1 protein-coding gene is annotated in these 421 nt (G+C 51.1%); it reads left to right on the forward strand.

Annotated elements, in window-relative coordinates; translation table 11 throughout:
- A partial coding sequence (locus tag JW499_RS21725; protein WP_463427525.1) for a phage tail tip protein J-related protein occupies nucleotides 1-421 on the forward strand: 421 nt, incomplete at both ends.

Below are 421 nucleotides of genomic sequence, written 5' to 3' on the forward strand. Positions count from 1 at the left end.
TGAGCTGACGCCGGGCTATTTTCAGATAACCGCCACGCCGCATCTTGCCGTTTATGACCCGACGGTACAGTTTGAGTTCTGGTTCTCGGAAAAGCAGATTGCGGATATCAGACAGGTTGAAACCAGCACGCGTTATCTTGGTACGGCGCTGTACTGGATAGCCGCCAGTATCAATATCAAACCGGGCCATGATTATTACTTTTATATCCGCAGTGTGAACACCGTTGGCAAATCGGCATTCGTGGAGGCCGTCGGTCGGGCGAGCGATGATGCGGAAGGTTACCTGGATTTTTTCAAAGGCAAGATAACCGAATCCCATCTCGGCAAGGAGCTGCTGGAAAAAGTCGAGCTGACGGAGGATAACGCCAGCAGACTGGAGGAGTTTTCGAAAGAGTGGAAGGATGCCAGTGATAAGTGGAAT

Source organism: Amphritea pacifica, from assembly GCF_016924145.1.
Taxonomy (GTDB): Bacteria; Pseudomonadota; Gammaproteobacteria; order Pseudomonadales; family Balneatricaceae; genus Amphritea; species Amphritea pacifica.